This is a genomic window from Flavobacterium chilense (assembly GCF_001602525.1).
GTDB lineage: Bacteria > Bacteroidota > Bacteroidia > Flavobacteriales > Flavobacteriaceae > Flavobacterium > Flavobacterium chilense.
Genome location: NZ_LSYT01000006.1, coordinates 517,760 through 533,902, shown reverse-complemented (window position 1 = coordinate 533,902; position 16,143 = coordinate 517,760). Strand labels below are relative to the sequence as shown.

The 16,143-nt window shown below is 31.8% G+C and carries 18 protein-coding genes; 14 read left to right on the top strand and 4 right to left on the bottom strand.

Going from position 1 to position 16,143, the window contains the following annotated elements:
• The first annotated feature begins 24 nt into the window (after positions 1 to 24).
• The 5 genes from A4F88_RS16265 to A4F88_RS16245 all read left to right on the top strand — a co-directional run bounded on the left by A4F88_RS16265 (position 25) and on the right by A4F88_RS16245 (position 2,986).
• On the top strand, positions 25 to 264 hold the full coding sequence (locus A4F88_RS16265) for a hypothetical protein (RefSeq protein WP_068843683.1): 240 nt from the start codon (positions 25 to 27) through the stop codon (positions 262 to 264).
• A gap of 253 nt (positions 265 to 517) precedes the next feature.
• Positions 518 to 1,759 (top strand): type VI secretion system tube protein TssD, encoded by a 1,242-nt coding sequence (gene tssD / locus A4F88_RS16260; RefSeq protein ID WP_068843682.1) that lies wholly within the window; start codon positions 518 to 520, stop codon positions 1,757 to 1,759.
• A 7-nt stretch (positions 1,760 to 1,766) separates the two neighbouring features.
• Entirely contained in the window at positions 1,767 to 2,252 is a 486-nt protein-coding gene (locus A4F88_RS16255; RefSeq protein WP_143154969.1) for a hypothetical protein, read from the top strand.
• 134 nt (positions 2,253 to 2,386) lie between these two features.
• A complete protein-coding gene (locus tag A4F88_RS16250; protein WP_082815788.1) occupies positions 2,387 to 2,707 on the top strand; it encodes a hypothetical protein in 321 nt (106 codons plus the stop codon).
• 39 nt (positions 2,708 to 2,746) lie between these two features.
• Positions 2,747 to 2,986, top strand: a complete 240-nt coding sequence (locus tag A4F88_RS16245) for a hypothetical protein (protein ID WP_143154968.1) — start codon at positions 2,747 to 2,749, stop codon at positions 2,984 to 2,986.
• A gap of 136 nt (positions 2,987 to 3,122) precedes the next feature.
• On the opposite strand, the gene A4F88_RS16240 is transcribed toward A4F88_RS16245, so the two are convergent.
• A complete protein-coding gene (locus A4F88_RS16240; RefSeq protein WP_068843679.1) occupies positions 3,123 to 3,515 on the bottom strand; it encodes a helix-turn-helix domain-containing protein in 393 nt (130 codons plus the stop codon).
• A 374-nt stretch (positions 3,516 to 3,889) separates the two neighbouring features.
• On the opposite strand from A4F88_RS16240, the gene A4F88_RS16235 reads away from it, so the two are divergent.
• The 3 genes from A4F88_RS16235 (at position 3,890) to A4F88_RS16225 (ending at position 5,713) form a co-directional block, all read left to right on the top strand.
• Positions 3,890 to 4,660 (top strand): hypothetical protein, encoded by a 771-nt coding sequence (locus A4F88_RS16235; protein WP_068843678.1) that lies wholly within the window; start codon positions 3,890 to 3,892, stop codon positions 4,658 to 4,660.
• Positions 4,661 to 4,681: 21 nt separating this feature from the next.
• The gene (locus A4F88_RS16230) at positions 4,682 to 5,062 is read left to right on the top strand and encodes a hypothetical protein (protein WP_068843677.1); all 381 of its coding nucleotides are present in this window, start codon (positions 4,682 to 4,684) and stop codon (positions 5,060 to 5,062) included.
• Positions 5,063 to 5,221: 159 nt separating this feature from the next.
• The gene (locus A4F88_RS16225) at positions 5,222 to 5,713 is read left to right on the top strand and encodes a DUF1877 family protein (RefSeq protein ID WP_068843676.1); all 492 of its coding nucleotides are present in this window, start codon (positions 5,222 to 5,224) and stop codon (positions 5,711 to 5,713) included.
• 132 nt (positions 5,714 to 5,845) lie between these two features.
• On the opposite strand, the gene A4F88_RS16220 is transcribed toward A4F88_RS16225, so the two are convergent.
• Complete coding sequence (locus tag A4F88_RS16220; RefSeq protein ID WP_068843675.1) at positions 5,846 to 6,637, bottom strand: DUF5995 family protein; 792 nt, start codon at positions 6,635 to 6,637, stop codon at positions 5,846 to 5,848.
• A gap of 190 nt (positions 6,638 to 6,827) precedes the next feature.
• Positions 6,828 to 7,205 (bottom strand): GreA/GreB family elongation factor, encoded by a 378-nt coding sequence (locus tag A4F88_RS16215; RefSeq protein ID WP_068843674.1) that lies wholly within the window; start codon positions 7,203 to 7,205, stop codon positions 6,828 to 6,830.
• Between the two features lie 808 nt (positions 7,206 to 8,013).
• Here A4F88_RS16215 and A4F88_RS16205 point away from each other — a divergent pair.
• The 6 genes from A4F88_RS16205 (at position 8,014) to A4F88_RS16180 (ending at position 14,700) form a co-directional block, all read left to right on the top strand.
• Positions 8,014 to 8,442: a copper resistance protein NlpE N-terminal domain-containing protein gene (locus A4F88_RS16205; RefSeq protein WP_068843672.1), complete on the top strand. Its 429-nt coding sequence runs from the start codon at positions 8,014 to 8,016 to the stop codon at positions 8,440 to 8,442.
• 201 nt (positions 8,443 to 8,643) lie between these two features.
• Positions 8,644 to 10,092 carry a hypothetical protein gene (locus A4F88_RS16200; protein WP_068843671.1) on the top strand — a complete coding sequence of 483 codons (1,449 nt, stop codon included), beginning with the start codon at positions 8,644 to 8,646 and terminating at the stop codon, positions 10,090 to 10,092.
• 292 nt (positions 10,093 to 10,384) lie between these two features.
• Positions 10,385 to 12,694, top strand: coding sequence for a type IA DNA topoisomerase (locus A4F88_RS16195; protein WP_068843670.1), 2,310 nt, complete (start codon positions 10,385 to 10,387; stop codon positions 12,692 to 12,694).
• Between the two features lie 180 nt (positions 12,695 to 12,874).
• Positions 12,875 to 13,351 (top strand): DUF6265 family protein, encoded by a 477-nt coding sequence (locus A4F88_RS16190; protein ID WP_068843669.1) that lies wholly within the window; start codon positions 12,875 to 12,877, stop codon positions 13,349 to 13,351.
• Between the two features lie 57 nt (positions 13,352 to 13,408).
• Entirely contained in the window at positions 13,409 to 14,146 is a 738-nt protein-coding gene (locus A4F88_RS16185) for a protein phosphatase 2C domain-containing protein (protein ID WP_068843668.1), read from the top strand.
• Positions 14,147 to 14,274: 128 nt separating this feature from the next.
• The gene (locus A4F88_RS16180; protein ID WP_068843667.1) at positions 14,275 to 14,700 is read left to right on the top strand and encodes a hypothetical protein; all 426 of its coding nucleotides are present in this window, start codon (positions 14,275 to 14,277) and stop codon (positions 14,698 to 14,700) included.
• Positions 14,701 to 14,829: 129 nt separating this feature from the next.
• On the opposite strand, the gene A4F88_RS16175 is transcribed toward A4F88_RS16180, so the two are convergent.
• Entirely contained in the window at positions 14,830 to 15,990 is a 1,161-nt protein-coding gene (locus A4F88_RS16175) for an MFS transporter (protein WP_068843666.1), read from the bottom strand.
• Between the last annotated feature and the right edge of the window lie 153 nt (positions 15,991 to 16,143).

The following is a 16,143-nucleotide window of genomic DNA, read 5'->3' as shown; positions in this document are numbered from 1 at the left end:
AATTAAACGTAATACTATTTCAAAATGGATTTTGAACAAATAATATGTGGCCGAATTATTCTTGAGTTTTTGGGAGCTACGGTTCGATTTTTTTATTTCAATTTAACAACGTTGTTAAACGATAATGAATTTAGAACATTTTCAAGTTTTTGGTCACCAGCCGGAAGTAACCAAAAAAAAGATGATAACAGTAATCGAAATCATATGATTGGAGTTCTGTTTTTGGGAGGTTTAATGATGTTAATGCTCATTTTTAATACTTAATTCAAAACCATTCAATTAAAATGAGATATAATTTTTACAATTCTGAAACAGAGATTTTATATTTCTCCACTCTGCGAAGAGTTCCTAAGCTTGATAAAAGTCTCCTGACCAATTAGCACAAAGTCAGTCCCGAAAACTTTCGGGATTGCCCAGCAATAATGTCTTATGTTGATATAAAAATAACTTATTGAAGTTGTTTAAAAATATTTTACCGGATAGTTTTATTAAAACTTAAACTAACCAAGATGAAAATATGACATCAGCCAAGCTATTTATTTTAGGACAAGAAAGAGAACTACTCTGGATAACTACCAATTATTACAGATATACATCAGCTATAGGATCACCAACCAGCGATATCAATGGCGGACTTATTACCTTAAGTTTTGTGTCGCAGGAAAGCGACGAGATTTTTTGGTATAATATGACTAAAGATATTGAAAACGAAATAGAAAGAATGGAAAAAGGTGAAGTTCACTTTTATAGTAAAGGTCAAGAAGATATCCCGATAAGGAAATATAAATTTAATGATGCTTTTTTAGTTCAATTTTCAGAAATATTTTACACAGATGAAGTAGATGAAACTAATAACATGCAAGTTGTCTTGACCATTTCGCCTGCAATTCAAAATTATGGAACTCCTCACGATTTTATAAAAGATTGGCAAGTATCATGGATTCCTCCAAACGAACCTTTATATTTTGTACCCACAGAGGAAGAGGAAGAACGCATTATTTATATAAACGGGCATTTTTATAATAACGATGGAACTTTTGAAGGAAAAATAAATGACCCTGATTTTGAAGGAAGTATAGACGATGTTTATGTCTGCGATGGAAAATCTACTCAAAAAAAGAATGGAGAAGATTTTGTAACGTATAATAACACCAAAATTTTAAAAGAAAATGATGTGAATATCACTCACAACGATTTTATAAAATTTGCAGGAATAGCTTATGCAGAAAGTTCAGTTGGAAATGGGGTTGAAAATAAAAACGAAGTATATGCTATTGCAAATACAATGGTCAATTACAAAAAGTTAACAGGTAAAAAATCTTTAGCCTATGCTGCAACTGATGGCAATCCTATGTTTGATAAATTTAAAAAAGCTATTGATGACAAAAGGAATAATACTTTTATGCAAACAGTAATTGCTGGAGCAATTAATGCTTTGAATAGAGGTCGAGATTATTCGAATAATGGTACACATTGGGCCGGTAATGATATAGGAAGTAAATTTGAGAAGTGGCATGAGGGCTTAATTTTTACAGATTGCGATCATGATTTATTCAAATTAGGAGATAATGCTGTACCAGGAGAACATTATATTACATATAAAAATGGGAAAGCACCTACTTTAAGAGGAAAATGGGATTATAAATGGGAAAGTACAGCAGCCTATAGTGGTAAAAATTCAAAAGGAAAAATATCCGGCACTACTTTTATGAAGGTTTCAGAAAAATTTAAAATAGCAACAGGAAACAATGGACAATAAATGTAAAATGTATATAAAAACAGTTTTTGTAATTGCTTGTATTTGGCAGTTTACATTTTTATTCTCTCAAAATAACCCAAAACTGATTTTTGAAAATATACCTGAAACCAATTTTTGTACATATACATCTTACAATGAGCAGAACTTATTTATATATGGCTGTGCTAAATGCTCTTTTAATATTGAATATATTAGAGATCAGACTTACCATAAGTATAATGATTCTTTTAGAATTAACAAGAAAGTGTATAAAATTGATGAGTTGTTAGATTATGCACAAATGGATTTTTATAATGTTAAGTATAATAAAAAGAAATATCTATTTGTTTCGTCAGGTGATTACGGACCCTCTAGGTTTTCTTACCTATATAGACATTATTATTTATTCATACTTGACAAAAAAAACAATGTTGTTGGTTTTAAAAAATTAGTCGTAAGTAAACTCAATAAAAGAGAAGCTTTTTTTAAATTAACAGCTTTTAGTTTTAAATAGTTCAACTGATAATCTATGATAAACAACACACTGTTTTACTTCTGTCTCTTTATGTTGAGCCAAGTAAATGCGTAAAATAAAAATCTAACCTGATTGAAGAAAAATTCTGTTGGCGCTGTGATACAGAAGTCAAAATGCTTGACGACAATGAATTTAAATTATGCCGTGATGCATGGTTTGAAGGAAAAGAAGTTGTTGAAAAAGAATTAAAAAGAAGAAGCATTAAAGATTTTGTTTGGTTAAACAAAATTGAAACGTTTGAGAAATATCGTTATTTACTTGAAATGTATCGTATAACAACAGGAGAATATGAATCAAATCCTTTGGCTATTTTACATCATCGAAGAAGTCAATTTGGAAAAGATTGTCCAAATTGTAAAAAACCTTTTAGAACTCCCAGAGCAATTTACTGTGCAGGTTGTGGGTATGGCTCAGAAAATATGACAAAAATTTAAACTCTTATGATTAATAATTAAACGTAATACTATTTCAAAATGGATTTTGAACAAATAATATGTGGTCGAATTATTCTTGAGTTTTTGGGCGCTACGGTTCGATTTTTTTATTTCAATTTAACAACGTTGTTAAACGATAATGAATTTAGAACATTTTCAAGTTTTTGGTCACCAGCCGGAAGTAACCAAAAAAAAGATGATAACAGTAATCGAAATCATATGATTGGGGTTCTGTTTTTGGGAGGTTTAATGATGTTAATGCTCTTTTTTAATACTTAATTCAAAACTACAAAACAAAGGTTTTGAAGATTATCCCTCGCTAGTTCAAGCGCCCCGCTCCTCTTTCACAAAACCAAAAATGCGCAAAAGCTTTTTCAAAACCTTTTGCGCATTTCTTTTTATATCAAAAAAGAAATTACTTTCCTCCCAGGAATTTCTCTAAATATTCATTTTTATCTTTTTCGGCTTGAACTAAACGTTCATAAAGTTCAACGACTTTATCAAGAGGATTAAAAGTACAATTGTTATTATTCCCAAAATGGCCATTATTTACAGCTTCATTAAAAGTATTAAAGTAATTAATCACATTTTCTTCTGAAAAATTTTTAATTGCTTCAACTGTAACTTCAAGCGCTTTTGCAATTTCAATTAGTTTTTCTTCGTCAATAGTTTCACTTGCTTCAAGATTAGAAACTGTTTGCTGGCTTACGCCAATTGCAAACGCTAAGGCTTCTTGTTTCATGCCTTTTAGTTCTCTAATACGATTAATGTTTCTTCCGATATGTCTTGGTTTTTCTGTTGTACTCATTAATCAAAGATATTTAAAATTCTTAAAGTAAAATAAATTTCCGTAAAAAACAAAATCTATTAGTAAAACACAAGTAGAATTAGTTTTGCACATCGTAATCTTTTACTTACTTTGTAACTGTTTTGTAAAAATAAAGGTTTTCACAATAAAATCGTACAATTCCATTAAAAATTAACACCAATACCACTTCAGGTGTATTAATGGATAATCCAAAAATTACAAATTTCATCTACAATTTCCAGTAAGACAGATTTCGATTTAAACAATCGATTATCCGTCAAACCTTTTATTTTACAAGACTTATAATGAATTCTAATTAGAAAAAATAGGCCTAACAATTGAAAAACATTACTAATTATTAAAAAAAAAAGAAAATGAGAAATTTAAAAAAATTGTTATATTTATTGCTGTGTTCAATAAACTTAGTTTTTGTTGGTTGCACAAAAGAACAAGATTCTTCTTTACAAGAAACAGGTTCTATTCCACTAACAGATTATGGTTTTTATCATAACGAAGCTTTAGATCTGTATTACAAAAAATACCACAGTCTTTCAGGAAAAACAGCTGGTTCAGTTATTGACGAAATGACTACTGAACTAAAAACAAAATATCCTGAAGAATTCAAAAATGTAAATGTCGATGATGTAAAAATAGCATTCAAAAATATTGATCCTCAAAGATTTGACATAGATACATTCTGGAATTCAAATAAAGAGCAATTATATGCTTCTGGCAAAGTATCGAGAAGATTAGGAGACTTAGTTGAAAAAATTCTAGAAAACAACATGGGATATAATCAATGCATGGTTGAAATTGAAAACTTTAAATCAAATTCTTTATCAAAAAAAGGCAATGCCCTAACGATAGATGAGCAAAATAGTTTGGTCGTATTTGAAAGTGTTTTAAACAGTTCAAATCAATATTGGAATTCCAAAAGTACTCCAACCAAAAAAGCGACTGGTAAACCCGGTTCTAAAGTAATTGTTGCAGACACAATGGGAGCTTTAATGTTTGTCTATAGTGGACCTATGGCTATAATTGCAGGAGGTGTTTGCTCACTATTTGTTAATGAAGCTTTACCTCCATATGAAGTACCAATAGACGACGAAATATATTTTATTTCAGGAATCAAAAACAAAATTTAAAAAACCAAAACAATTATAAAGATGGAACTAAACAAAATCACAAAAATCTTAGACGAGAATCATTATAAATATCAGGTAAAAAATCAGGTTATCGTTGTAGCACTAGATTTCTCTCAAAATGTTGTAATCGATTTATCTAATCCCTCAAAAATTATAATTTCTGACCATCTTGAAAATTGGAATTTTCTAACCGGCTGTTTCAAAATGAGTTTAAAAAATGCGTTTTTGTATAATTTTATATCACTTCTGTTTTTTGGTTTCTTTTGCCAATATGCGTCGTTTATAGATTACAATTTCACTTCTTTATTATTGACCTTTATTACTTGGGTTTTACTGTTTTCTATATTCTATTTAATAAAGTTAGAAAGCTTTAAACTTCAACTTACAGTATTAACAAAATAGCTCTATAATCAAAATGCGCAAAAGGTTTTACTAACTTTTGCGCATTTTTTATTCGTTTTCTTTAGAAGATTCTTTTCGAAAAAACATATAGCTTTTTTATATTTACAAGGTTCAAAAGAGACTAACGCTCTTACTAATCAATAATCTCAACTCAATTTTATGGGAATCGTATGCGGACTTCATCTGATAGATGATGAATTTATAGATCAATTTTTAGAAAGTCCTGAAGAATCAGAAAATTATTTTTTAGAGCATTATGTTAATCCTGATGGTAAGTTTCATAATGAAGGTGAGAATTTTTTCTATTTAGATAAAGCCTGGGATATTGCCAGTTTTCTAATTGTTGAGAATGATACTTCTGAAGAAAAAGTATTAAGCAATTTATTTGGTCAATTCTTAAAAGATTCAGATTGGAGCTATATTAAGACAATAGATGTAGTAAAAAAGAATATTGTAATGAGTCAAATTTCTTTGCAACAAATTGATGAAGCTTATAATGAATCAAAAATGCAAGATCCTTATGTATACAATGCCGGATATTTTACAAAAACGAATAATTGGGATTATATTTTAAATCACGTAAAAATCATTTTTACAGCATTTAAAAAAGCTACCGAAAACGGCAAAGGGATTATTGTTTACAAAGGATAACATGCTACTAAACATGACAAAAACACAACAAAAAAAGAAAAACTGGCTCAAAATAATTGTCGAAAATTTGTTTGACTTTATTTTAGACTGGAAATAATACTTTACGCTTTTTTGTCGTATTATCTTTTAAAATCACGCCACAACACATTCCATATTTTTTGCTTCCATTATCTGCATATCAATTATTTTTTGAGCGACAGTTCCTCTTTCGAATAGGCGAATGAATTTAAAAACGGCGCTCACAAAATATCCCGGGTTTGAAACCAATCGGGCAATTTCGGTTATTCTTTTATCTCTTAGCTGTGTGCAGGCTTCTCTCTCATTTTCCGGAACTGCAACAAATTCATTGGCAAATTTCCAGGCACCGTTTCTTGCAGTTTCCATACTGAAATCAATAAAAAAAGTATCTATTTTACCTGTAAATTTTAATATCCACGTCAATGTTGGCCAGATTTTGATTAGGCATTTTTCGACTCCGCCAACCAAATTACTGAGAATGAAATTTATTTTATCAAAATCGGCTTTTAAATCTGCTATGTCTTCGACTGTACTCACCTGAGCAGAAGCTATTCCTAAGTCAAGGTTAATATGAGCATTGATTCCGAGTAGTAAATGCTGAACCACTATAGGCCAAAACTTTTCGGCTTGTTCAAAAGCAAATCCCCAACATTCGGATGGTTTTTCTTTGGCCTGATATTGATAATAGGCTTTCAAATATCTGTTGGCAAAAATAACATCCAGCTTTTCCATCCGCTCTCCATTTTGAAAAGAACCAGCCTGAATGCCTTCTTTTACCTTTACAGTAACTTCACGATACAAAATCGCAAATAAACCTATATTGCTTTGGTCGATCTTTGATTTTTCTATTATTTCATCCAGTAACAGAATTACTTCGTTTATAGTTCCCGCTTGTTTCATACTCATTTATAGTTGGTTATAGTTCATTTTTGGAAGAACGAATATAATTATTTTAATCTTTTAATGAGTCCTTTTTGAAGCAATTCTCCTGTTATTTTTTTGTTTTTAATACCATTTATATTTCTTCCTTAAAAAAACATCCCAAAAGAAAACGCTTTTGGGATGCTACTATACTTAAATCGAAAACAATAAAACGTTAAGCCTCTGCTTCTACTTTTAAAATTTCTAATTTCAGATTTCCTTTTTTAGCAGGCCATTCGATAAGATCTCCCACTTTGTAACCTACCATTGCAATTCCTTCATCAGAAAGAACCGAAATTTTGTTTTTGCTCACTTTTACTTTTTCGGGACCAACAAGCAGAATCGTTTTTTCTTCGTTATTGATGTGCTCTTTATAAGTTATTTTTCGGTTTATAGAAACAATATCTTCCGGCAGGTTTTTTCTCAATACCTGAGTAGCGTGTTTTAACTCGCTTAGCAGTAATTCTTCTTCTTGTGGGGTTACTTTTTTTCTTCTTACGTGATCTTTGATTAAATCGTATGTTCCTGTGGTTAAAATAATATTTTGTGACATAACTTTCTTGTTTGCTCACTTTTCATAGATTATGACATACAACTCTTCATTGAATATCTTGTAGCTCTATCTGATTCAATGATATCACATCCTGAATGAAAATTGAGGTTAAAAAAACGAACTATATAAACAAAGGATTCCCTGTCTAGAGTTGCGACAGGGCACAAGTAATAAACTCTTTTGAGTTTTTTAAGAAAGTATCATCATGCAAATATAATAAGGTGTACATAAGGCACATCAAACAGCTATTTACTAAATAAAAATTGGCAGTTTCCATTATTATTACATTTCTATGTTGCAAGATACGTTTATTTTCCGGCAAAAAAAAGGTACACGATCAGGATTTGCAAATTCAGGTTATGAACTTTTGAGTGATTGTACAGAACTGGATGTACAACCAACATTTATAATATAAATTGTAATAATCACTTTCAAAATAAGGCTTACGGCTTTACGTAAGGAATTTGATTTTAAACCTGTTAGTTTTGATGCAGAATTTCTAATCCATTTTCAAACGAACAAAAAACCATGAGAAACTTTATTGCTCTTTTAATAACATTTATTCCAGTTCTAATTGTGAATATATACTTTACTTATACAAAAGAACCTGATAGTGGCATAAACTGGAATCATTCTTTCATTAGCGGTATTGTATTGATGTTCAGTTATTCTTTTGCTAATCATTATAGAAAAAATGACAAAATAAAGTAGTGTCTTAAAAGCCCAATTACAAAAATAAATTTCGAAGTACTTCATATACAATACTAGTACAGGATAATCCATTTTCAAACCAACAAAAAACCAAACCATGAAGATAATAATCAAAGCAGTACTTTTAATTTTTACCCTCACTTTATCCGCACAATCTGCTTCATTTGCCGGCGATTATACCCGTTCATTAGGTGAAGAAGGAAAACATATCATCGAATATAAATTAACTTTAAACCCGGACGGAACATTTGAATTTCACTCGTATCAAAAAATGCAAGGCGGAAATCCACCGGAAGGCAACAAATACGGAAAAGGAAAATGGAGTGCAAAAGACAATATGATTACTTTTTCGGCAAATAAAAAAGAAGACTTTGACGAAAAATATACCTTAGATTTTAATAAATCTATTGCAAGATTCATAATCAAAAATCCAAGAGACAAAAGTGATAAAGTGGTAAAAACAAAACTTCAGTTTTTAGAATCAGAAATTTTCTGGATGAAAAGAATTGATATTTTTAAGGTATAAATACGTTCAGTGCTAAAACAAAAAACTTAGCATCTTAGTACCTTAGAACCTTAGCGTCTCTTTTTTACTAATACACCTTTTTATCGGCTTTGTACCTAAATATAGGGGACTTATGACATTTTTTTGGTAGTCATTTTCTTAATTACTTACTTTCAGGTATTCAAAAGAAACAACTACAAAAATTAACTAAAGCCCCGTATTATGAAAACTACAAAAACATTATTCCTTTTTTTCGCACTGATCTCACTTTGTGCCTGTAAAAAGGACGCAAAGGGAGAAAAAGACGGTTATACAACTGTAAACAAAAGTGCTGCTCCTTCTGAGTGTTTAGCTCCGGCTAACTGGTTTACAATGGTAAACAACAATCGCCAGACTCCTCCACCAAATGAAGGACCAACAAGCGTTTTTGCCAACAATGCAACAGTAACAAATTGTGACTTTCACCAATGGTCCTGGCAAAAATTTCTTTGGTTAACCAATGAGGTAAACGGAAAACCATTTTTTATTTCCAATTTGATTCAGGTGACTGCGGAAGGTAAAAGATTAGATCCAAGTGAAGGAATTGTTCTAAGAGATACTGCTCAGGCAAGTTCTACCTCTGATATTTTAAAAACCCCTAAATATACATCAGGTGTTCCTAAATCTACTACAGTTTATTATTCTATTTTCATGGACAACCTAATGTATTCAACCATGCTAAAATATGGTCCAATAGCAAAAAAAGACCCTGCCCAAATAAAAGGTATAACTTTTCCTGTAGGCTCATTAGAACTTAAAACCTCCTGGATTGATGCTAGTGCACTCGAGAATCCTACTTCTTATTTTTTAACTCAGGGGGTCATCAATGGAGTAAAAAAAAGAATAGCACTTTTGGGAATGCATGTAGTGGGTGTCGTACAAAATCATCCTGAATTTGTATGGGCTACTTTTGAACATGAAAATCTTGCACCTGCTTACGATTGGTCTAAAGCTACGCCAACAACTGATGCACCGGTGACCAGTACATTTAATTATCCTTTTTTTAATAAAAGCAGTACTGCAACAGTTAAAAATATAACTACAAAAAACGGAATTTATACAGATGTATTTTCCCTTTACAAATATGGCGTGCCTGTTGAAAAAGTAATGAAAGGTTCTCATAATGTTCAGGTTTATATGCAAACGAGTCAAAATGGTTCACAAAACTTCAATAATATTCGTACGATTAATCAAAGCGTTAAAACACAGCTGAAAGGTATCTGGAACAATTATTTTTACAATGGCTCATTGTGGATTAATACTGCAGGATACAATGGTACTCCGGCACAGGCGGCATTATTAGATTCGTTAGCTGATAATCTTTCAGATTCTAACCCTGGAAAATTAACCAGAGGTTCTGTTGCAGCTTACAATATTACGATGGAAACCTATGTTCAGGCAGGATTTAGTCCAACAACAATAAACAAAACTTCAGTTAACGATCTTGTTAATTGCTTCTTTTGCCATAATACATCTCATAAAGGAGTTATTTCTCCCCTTAATATAAGCCATGTATTTACAGGATATGTAGGCAGTCTGAAAGGGTTAGACAGAAAACAAATCAAACAAGAACATGTTAATGAATTCTTGAGAGAATCTAATTTGCATCTAAAATTGAGACAAAAAAAATAACAAGTTGCTTACTTTTAAAGTAAAACTAAAATTTATAAGTACAAAAACCACAAGCTTCTGTTTGTGGTTTTTATACTTTATTCATGTTCAATAACATTAAAAACATCAAAAGTTTTTTAAGCAGATTCTGTTAGATTTTTTAAAATTACACTCTGTAGATTTACTCAAATCTCTTTTAAATCTGCAAGCAACAAAAAGCCTTTGCCTCTTTGTAACTTTACAACTTTGCCCCTTTAAATTTCAATACCACTTTTTAAATTCTTAATTTCGCCTTCGAATAAGAAAGAGAAAAATGAAGGTCTGTATTGCTGAGAAACCAAGTGTAGCACGTGAAATCGCATCTGTTTTGGGTGCCAATACCAAACACGACGGATATTACGAAGGCAATGGTTATGCTGTAACCTATACTTTTGGGCATTTATGTACCTTAAAAGAACCTAACGATTACAAACCACACTGGAAAAGCTGGGATTTGAATAATCTGCCTATGCTTCCTGAAAAATTCGAAACCAAAGTGGTACAGAATTCAGGAATTCAAAAACAATTTAAAATCGTAAAAAGTTTATTCGACAAAGCCGAAGTTGTTATCAACTGCGGGGATGCCGGGCAGGAAGGAGAACTGATTCAGCGTTGGGTCATGAACGAAGCCCATTATAAAGGCGAAGTACAGCGTTTATGGATTTCGTCCTTAACAACCGAAGCCATAAAAGAAGGCTTTGAAAACCTAAAACCTTCTGAAAACTACGATAATTTATTCTACGCCGGATTTTCAAGAGCGATTGGCGACTGGTTATTGGGTATGAATGCCACACGTTTATACACCGTAAAACATGGCGGATACAAACAAGTATTGTCTATTGGACGTGTACAAACCCCAACATTGGCAATGGTTGTTGATCGTTGGAAAGAAATAGAAAATTTTAAACCTCAACCCTACTGGGAATTACAAACTTTATATAGAGAAACCCTTTTTAGTTATGAAGAAGGACGTTTTCTGAAAAAAGAAGATGGTGAGCTTTTGGCCGAAAAAGTCAAAGAAAGCGAGTTCGAAATTGTTTCTGTCGAAAAAAAGAACGGAAACGAATATGCTCCCAAACTATTTGATTTAACAGGTTTACAGGTTTATTGCAATACCAAATTTGGTTTTTCTGCAGATGAAACACTTAAAATCGTTCAGACTTTGTACGAACAAAAAGTAGTTACCTATCCCAGAGTCGACACCACTTTTTTACCAAACGATATTTATCCAAAAGTACCGGGAATTCTGCAAAAACTAACACATTATGCCGAGTTAACGCAACCAGTTCTGGGCAAAAAAATAAAAAAATCGCCTAAAGTTTTCAACGATAAAAAAGTTACAGATCACCATGCGATTATTCCAACGGGAATAGAAATCAATTTACAGTACAACCAGCAACAGGTTTATGATATCATCGTAAAACGTTTTATTGCAGTATTTTATGATGATTGTCTGGTTGCCAATACCACCGTAATTGGAAAAGCAGCTGATGTAACTTTTAAAGCCACCGGAAAAGAAATCCTGAAAAAAGGATTTCGTGTCGTATTTGAAGACCCAAACGCCAAAGAAAAAGAAGCAGATTTACTGCCGAGTTTTGTTGTAGGCGAAAAAGGTCCGCACGAGCCTTCTTTCCTGCAAAAAGAAACCAAACCACCCAATCAGTTTACTGAGGCAACTTTACTGCGTGCCATGGAAACTGCAGGTAAACAAGTAGATGACGAGGATTTACGGGAACTGATGAAAGAAAACGGAATTGGTCGTCCGTCAACACGAGCGAACATTATCGAAACCCTTTTTAAGCGTCAGTATATTGTTCGAAATAAAAAACAGGTTTTACCAACACCAACAGGAATTCAGTTGATTGATACGATTCAGAATGAATTGATCAAATCGGCAGAGCTTACCGGTTCCTGGGAAAAGCAGCTGAAAGATATTGAAAAAGGAACTTTTACTGCCGGAGCGTTTATCAAAAACATGAAACGCATGGTTGAAGCTTTGGTTACCGAAGTAAGAAGCGAAACCAAACATGCCAATATATCGCATGCCGCAACGATTCAGAAACCAGTTGTAAAAGCAGAAAAAAAGAAAGTCGCAGGAATTCTGGCAGAAACCTGTCCGAAATGCCAGAAAGGAAACCTCATAAAAGGAAAATCAGCCTTTGGTTGCAGCGAATATAAATCAGGTTGTGACTTTGTATTGCCTTATGTTTTTTCGGATAAAAAAATCACCGAAAGTCAGTATTTACGATTGCTTCAAAAAGGATCGACTGTAAATATAAAAGGCTTTAAAACCGAAGAAGGAACTGTTGAAGGTTTAATTCGTTTTGAGGAAAATTATAAACTGAAACTAGAATCCAAAAAAACGGCTCCAAAAGCAAAACCTGCTACAACAGCTGATTCAGACGTTTTAACCTGTCCAAAATGCAAAAAAGGAACCATCTTAAAAGGAAAAACCGCTTATGGCTGTGGGGAATATAAATCTGGCTGTGATTTTAAAGTGACTTTTGATGAAGTCAGAACCAAACTAAAAGATCAAAAACCAACTAAAGAGCTGGTTTATTTGATTTTACAAGAAAGTATTTAATTTTTATTTCACGAAGATTCTGCAGATTTGAGCAGATTAAATTTTGATTTTTAAATGATACAAATCTGTGAAGATCAGCTTAAATCTTTTTAAATCTGCGTGACACAAAAATTCGCGAGATTCGTGGCTAAGTTTTTTTTCATACTTTAGTGCTTCCATTTAAAACCAAAACTCAGAAATATGTTTCAGAAAATTACTCTTTTAGCCCTTGTTTTAGCTGTTGTTTCTTGTCAAAAAAAGGAATCTGTTGAAAAAGATAAAATCAAAATTGCCGACTGGTTAATCGGAAACTGGGAAAATACTTCGCCAGATGGTGTTCTTTCTGAAAACTGGATAAAACTAAACGACAGTACTTTTAGTGCCGCTTCTTATTTTATTAAAGGAAAAGACACTTTGCATTTTGAGAACATAGTTTTGGCACAAAAAGGAGAAACTTTAACCTATTTTGCCACTGTAAAAGGTCAGAATGATGATCAGCCAGTTGCTTTTCAATCGACTGCAGAATCTGATAAACAATTGGTTTTCGAAAATCCAAAACACGATTATCCTCAAAAAATCACTTATACAAAAGGTGCTGATAATACTTTGACCGCTGAGATTTCAGGGAATTTACAAGGAAAAGTGAGTTCTGAGAAGTTTGTTATGGCGAAGAAATAAATTTAATCCAAAAGATAAATTCGTACATCAATATCAAAAACAAGCAGAAATAATTAGATGAGGATATATTCATCATTACAAATTGGCGATTATCATCAAAATAATTGTGAAGATCATTTATTCATCGGTGAATACGGAAAAAACAATATTGTTTGCGCTGTAATGGATGGTTGTACAACAGCATTAGAAAGTCAGTTTGCTTCTTTGTTAGTGGGAAAAATTCTAAAAAAAATCTGCTTAGAAAAAGGGTATAAAGAATTTATTGAGAAAAACAATCAGCCTCTTTCTCCTGAAGAGAGTCTAAAGTTGATTTTACAGGATTTGCTAAATGAACTTAAAATCATTAAAAACCAATTGATGATTGATGAAAAGGAATTATTAACAACCCTGATAATTCTTTTATTTGATAAAGATCAGCAAAAAGGCATTGTATTAGCAATTGGAGATGGTTTTGTCAATATAAATGGAAAAATAACCGAATTTGAACAAGACAATAAACCTGATTATTTAGGTTTTCATGTTTCTGAAGATTTTGAAACCTTTTATAATTCACAGAAACAAAAAATTAAATTCAACTTACTTGAAGACATCAGTATTGCAACGGATGGAATTTTTACTTTCGAAAAATTATCCGCTCCTAAATCAAAAGAAGAAATTAATGTTATTCAGTTTTTAACCGTTGATAAAACAAGTTCTGAAAAAGATGACATGCTTGATTTTAAACTAAAAAGATTAGAAAATGAATTTGGATTAAAACCAACAGATGATTTTTCTATTATCAGAATTATTTCATAATCATTTGATTATAATCCTAAATTTAAAATACAAATTTTTTAGAATCCGTCAGATTTTATTCAAACTGATGCCTCAAAATAATAAAGATTCAAATTCACCAAGTAAAAATTATCGTGATTAAATAAAAAATGAAGTACAGCATTACAGCAGAAAATAAAGCAAAAGCATTAAATAAAAACAGAATTTTTATGTCTGTAAACTATGGAGGAGGTATTTTGTTAGCTACTTATGCTTTGACGCAAAAATTCAATTATTTAACCACAGACCGAACAATATTCTTTATTGGAATTATAGCTTTAGCCCCAATTGGATGGTTCTATTTTGATAAAAAATTTAAAAATAGAATGAGCACTGAATATGAAATTGACAATGAAAAATTAACCATTACTGAAAATGGAAAATTACCGCAGACTATTTTATTAAACTCGATTTTTTCAATTACAAAAATTCCTCAAGGCTATAAAGTCCTATCTAAAACTGGAAAATTTTATATCTTAGAAATAGTCGAAAACAGTTCTGAATTTGTGAGAGAGTTAAATAAACATATTAAGTGATTATAGAACTTAGTAAAAGGATTAAAAGATGATTTAAAAGCTAATCCGTTCCCTCGAAATTTAAAACTTTGTATCAATTTCTTCACTGCAAAATCTTAGTATCTCAGAACCTCAGCACCTTAAAAAAACTTACTCATTCTCCCCGATCTTATTCACCATTAAAATCATCAATATACCTAAAACCGCCATTACCAAAAACGCCCATTTCATACTTAAATATTCAGAGATAAAACCAACCATTGGCGGAACCAATAAAAACCCAAGATAACCAATAGTAGAAATAGATGTTAAAGCAGAACCGCTGCTTAATTTTGAAGATCTTCCGGCAATGCTAAACACTAACGGAACTACACAGGAAACCCCAAATCCGATTAAAACATAGCCAAAGATTGTAGGATATGCATATGGCAGCACAAAACAGATTCCGAATCCTACTGTGATTAAAATTCCACTGTAAAGTAAGATTCGCTTCATGCCAAATTTCATTACACCATAATCTCCAAATAAACGTCCTAAAGTTACCGCTGTGGCAAAAAATACAAATGCTGCGCTGGTTAGTTTTGGAGAAGCTTTTAATATATTTTCAAAATAAATACCGCTCCAGTCGTACATTGTGTTTTCGCAAGCCATAGAAACAAAACAAATCAGGGCAAACTTCACCAGATTCTTTTCGGGCATAGAGAAAAACTTCTTTTTAACCGGTACAGGTTCATTGTGAATACTCAACGGATAAAAACAAGCAGTAAGCGCCAGCATAAAAACACTTACTCCCAATAAATGATGCGATGGTGCGATGTGTTGCGTAACCATTACATACCCCAAACCTGCTCCCGAAAAAACAGCTATACTCCAAACTGCATGAAAACGGGTTATAATAGAATGTGGATATAATTTTTGAACTTCTAAAGATTGTGCATTAATAGACAAATTGAAAATATTACGTGAAGCTCCAAAAATCAAAAGCACAATGACCAATTGCCAGACAAAAGCAACTAAACCCGGCAAAGACAAGACAATATTAAACATTATGGCACCAAGCAGCATGATATAACGACTGCTGTATTTGTTTAATAACTTTCCTGTAAAAGGCATTGTTAGCATTAAACCAATTGGAAAGGCAAATAAAACAGCTCCAAACTGAGCTTCGGACAAGTGCAATTGTGCCTGTATATGCGGAATACGCGAAACCCACGAAGAATATCCAAATCCGGAAAGGAAAAAAAACACTGTATTAGCAATACGGAATCCCCTGGGTGTATTTTGAATTTTTTTGAAGAAAGGTAAAATCATGAAGTCAATTTTCAGACTGCAAAATTAAACCTTTTGAAGTGTAACTTCTACCCTTTTTATGATTTTTAATAAAAGCCGGAAATTTACTTTATTGGATTGTTTTTTTGAATTTTATTTTTAATTATTCTAAATAAAATTTAAGTTTGTAGAAAA

Bases quoted from the DNA above. Each gene is read 5' to 3' on its own strand.
- A4F88_RS16265 (WP_068843683.1), top strand. From the start codon at position 25: ATGGATTTTGAACAAATAATATGTGGCCGAATTATTCTTGAGTTTTTG.
- tssD (WP_068843682.1), top strand. From the start codon at position 518: ATGACATCAGCCAAGCTATTTATTTTAGGACAAGAAAGAGAACTACTC.
- A4F88_RS16255 (WP_143154969.1), top strand. From the start codon at position 1,767: ATGTATATAAAAACAGTTTTTGTAATTGCTTGTATTTGGCAGTTTACA.
- A4F88_RS16250 (WP_082815788.1), top strand. From the start codon at position 2,387: ATGCTTGACGACAATGAATTTAAATTATGCCGTGATGCATGGTTTGAA.
- A4F88_RS16245 (WP_143154968.1), top strand. From the start codon at position 2,747: ATGGATTTTGAACAAATAATATGTGGTCGAATTATTCTTGAGTTTTTG.
- A4F88_RS16240 (WP_068843679.1), bottom strand. From the start codon at position 3,515: ATGAGTACAACAGAAAAACCAAGACATATCGGAAGAAACATTAATCGT.
- A4F88_RS16235 (WP_068843678.1), top strand. From the start codon at position 3,890: ATGAGAAATTTAAAAAAATTGTTATATTTATTGCTGTGTTCAATAAAC.
- A4F88_RS16230 (WP_068843677.1), top strand. From the start codon at position 4,682: ATGGAACTAAACAAAATCACAAAAATCTTAGACGAGAATCATTATAAA.
- A4F88_RS16225 (WP_068843676.1), top strand. From the start codon at position 5,222: ATGGGAATCGTATGCGGACTTCATCTGATAGATGATGAATTTATAGAT.
- A4F88_RS16220 (WP_068843675.1), bottom strand. From the start codon at position 6,637: ATGAGTATGAAACAAGCGGGAACTATAAACGAAGTAATTCTGTTACTG.
- A4F88_RS16215 (WP_068843674.1), bottom strand. From the start codon at position 7,205: ATGTCACAAAATATTATTTTAACCACAGGAACATACGATTTAATCAAA.
- A4F88_RS16205 (WP_068843672.1), top strand. From the start codon at position 8,014: ATGAAGATAATAATCAAAGCAGTACTTTTAATTTTTACCCTCACTTTA.
- A4F88_RS16200 (WP_068843671.1), top strand. From the start codon at position 8,644: ATGAAAACTACAAAAACATTATTCCTTTTTTTCGCACTGATCTCACTT.
- A4F88_RS16195 (WP_068843670.1), top strand. From the start codon at position 10,385: ATGAAGGTCTGTATTGCTGAGAAACCAAGTGTAGCACGTGAAATCGCA.
- A4F88_RS16190 (WP_068843669.1), top strand. From the start codon at position 12,875: ATGTTTCAGAAAATTACTCTTTTAGCCCTTGTTTTAGCTGTTGTTTCT.
- A4F88_RS16185 (WP_068843668.1), top strand. From the start codon at position 13,409: ATGAGGATATATTCATCATTACAAATTGGCGATTATCATCAAAATAAT.
- A4F88_RS16180 (WP_068843667.1), top strand. From the start codon at position 14,275: ATGAAGTACAGCATTACAGCAGAAAATAAAGCAAAAGCATTAAATAAA.
- A4F88_RS16175 (WP_068843666.1), bottom strand. From the start codon at position 15,990: ATGATTTTACCTTTCTTCAAAAAAATTCAAAATACACCCAGGGGATTC.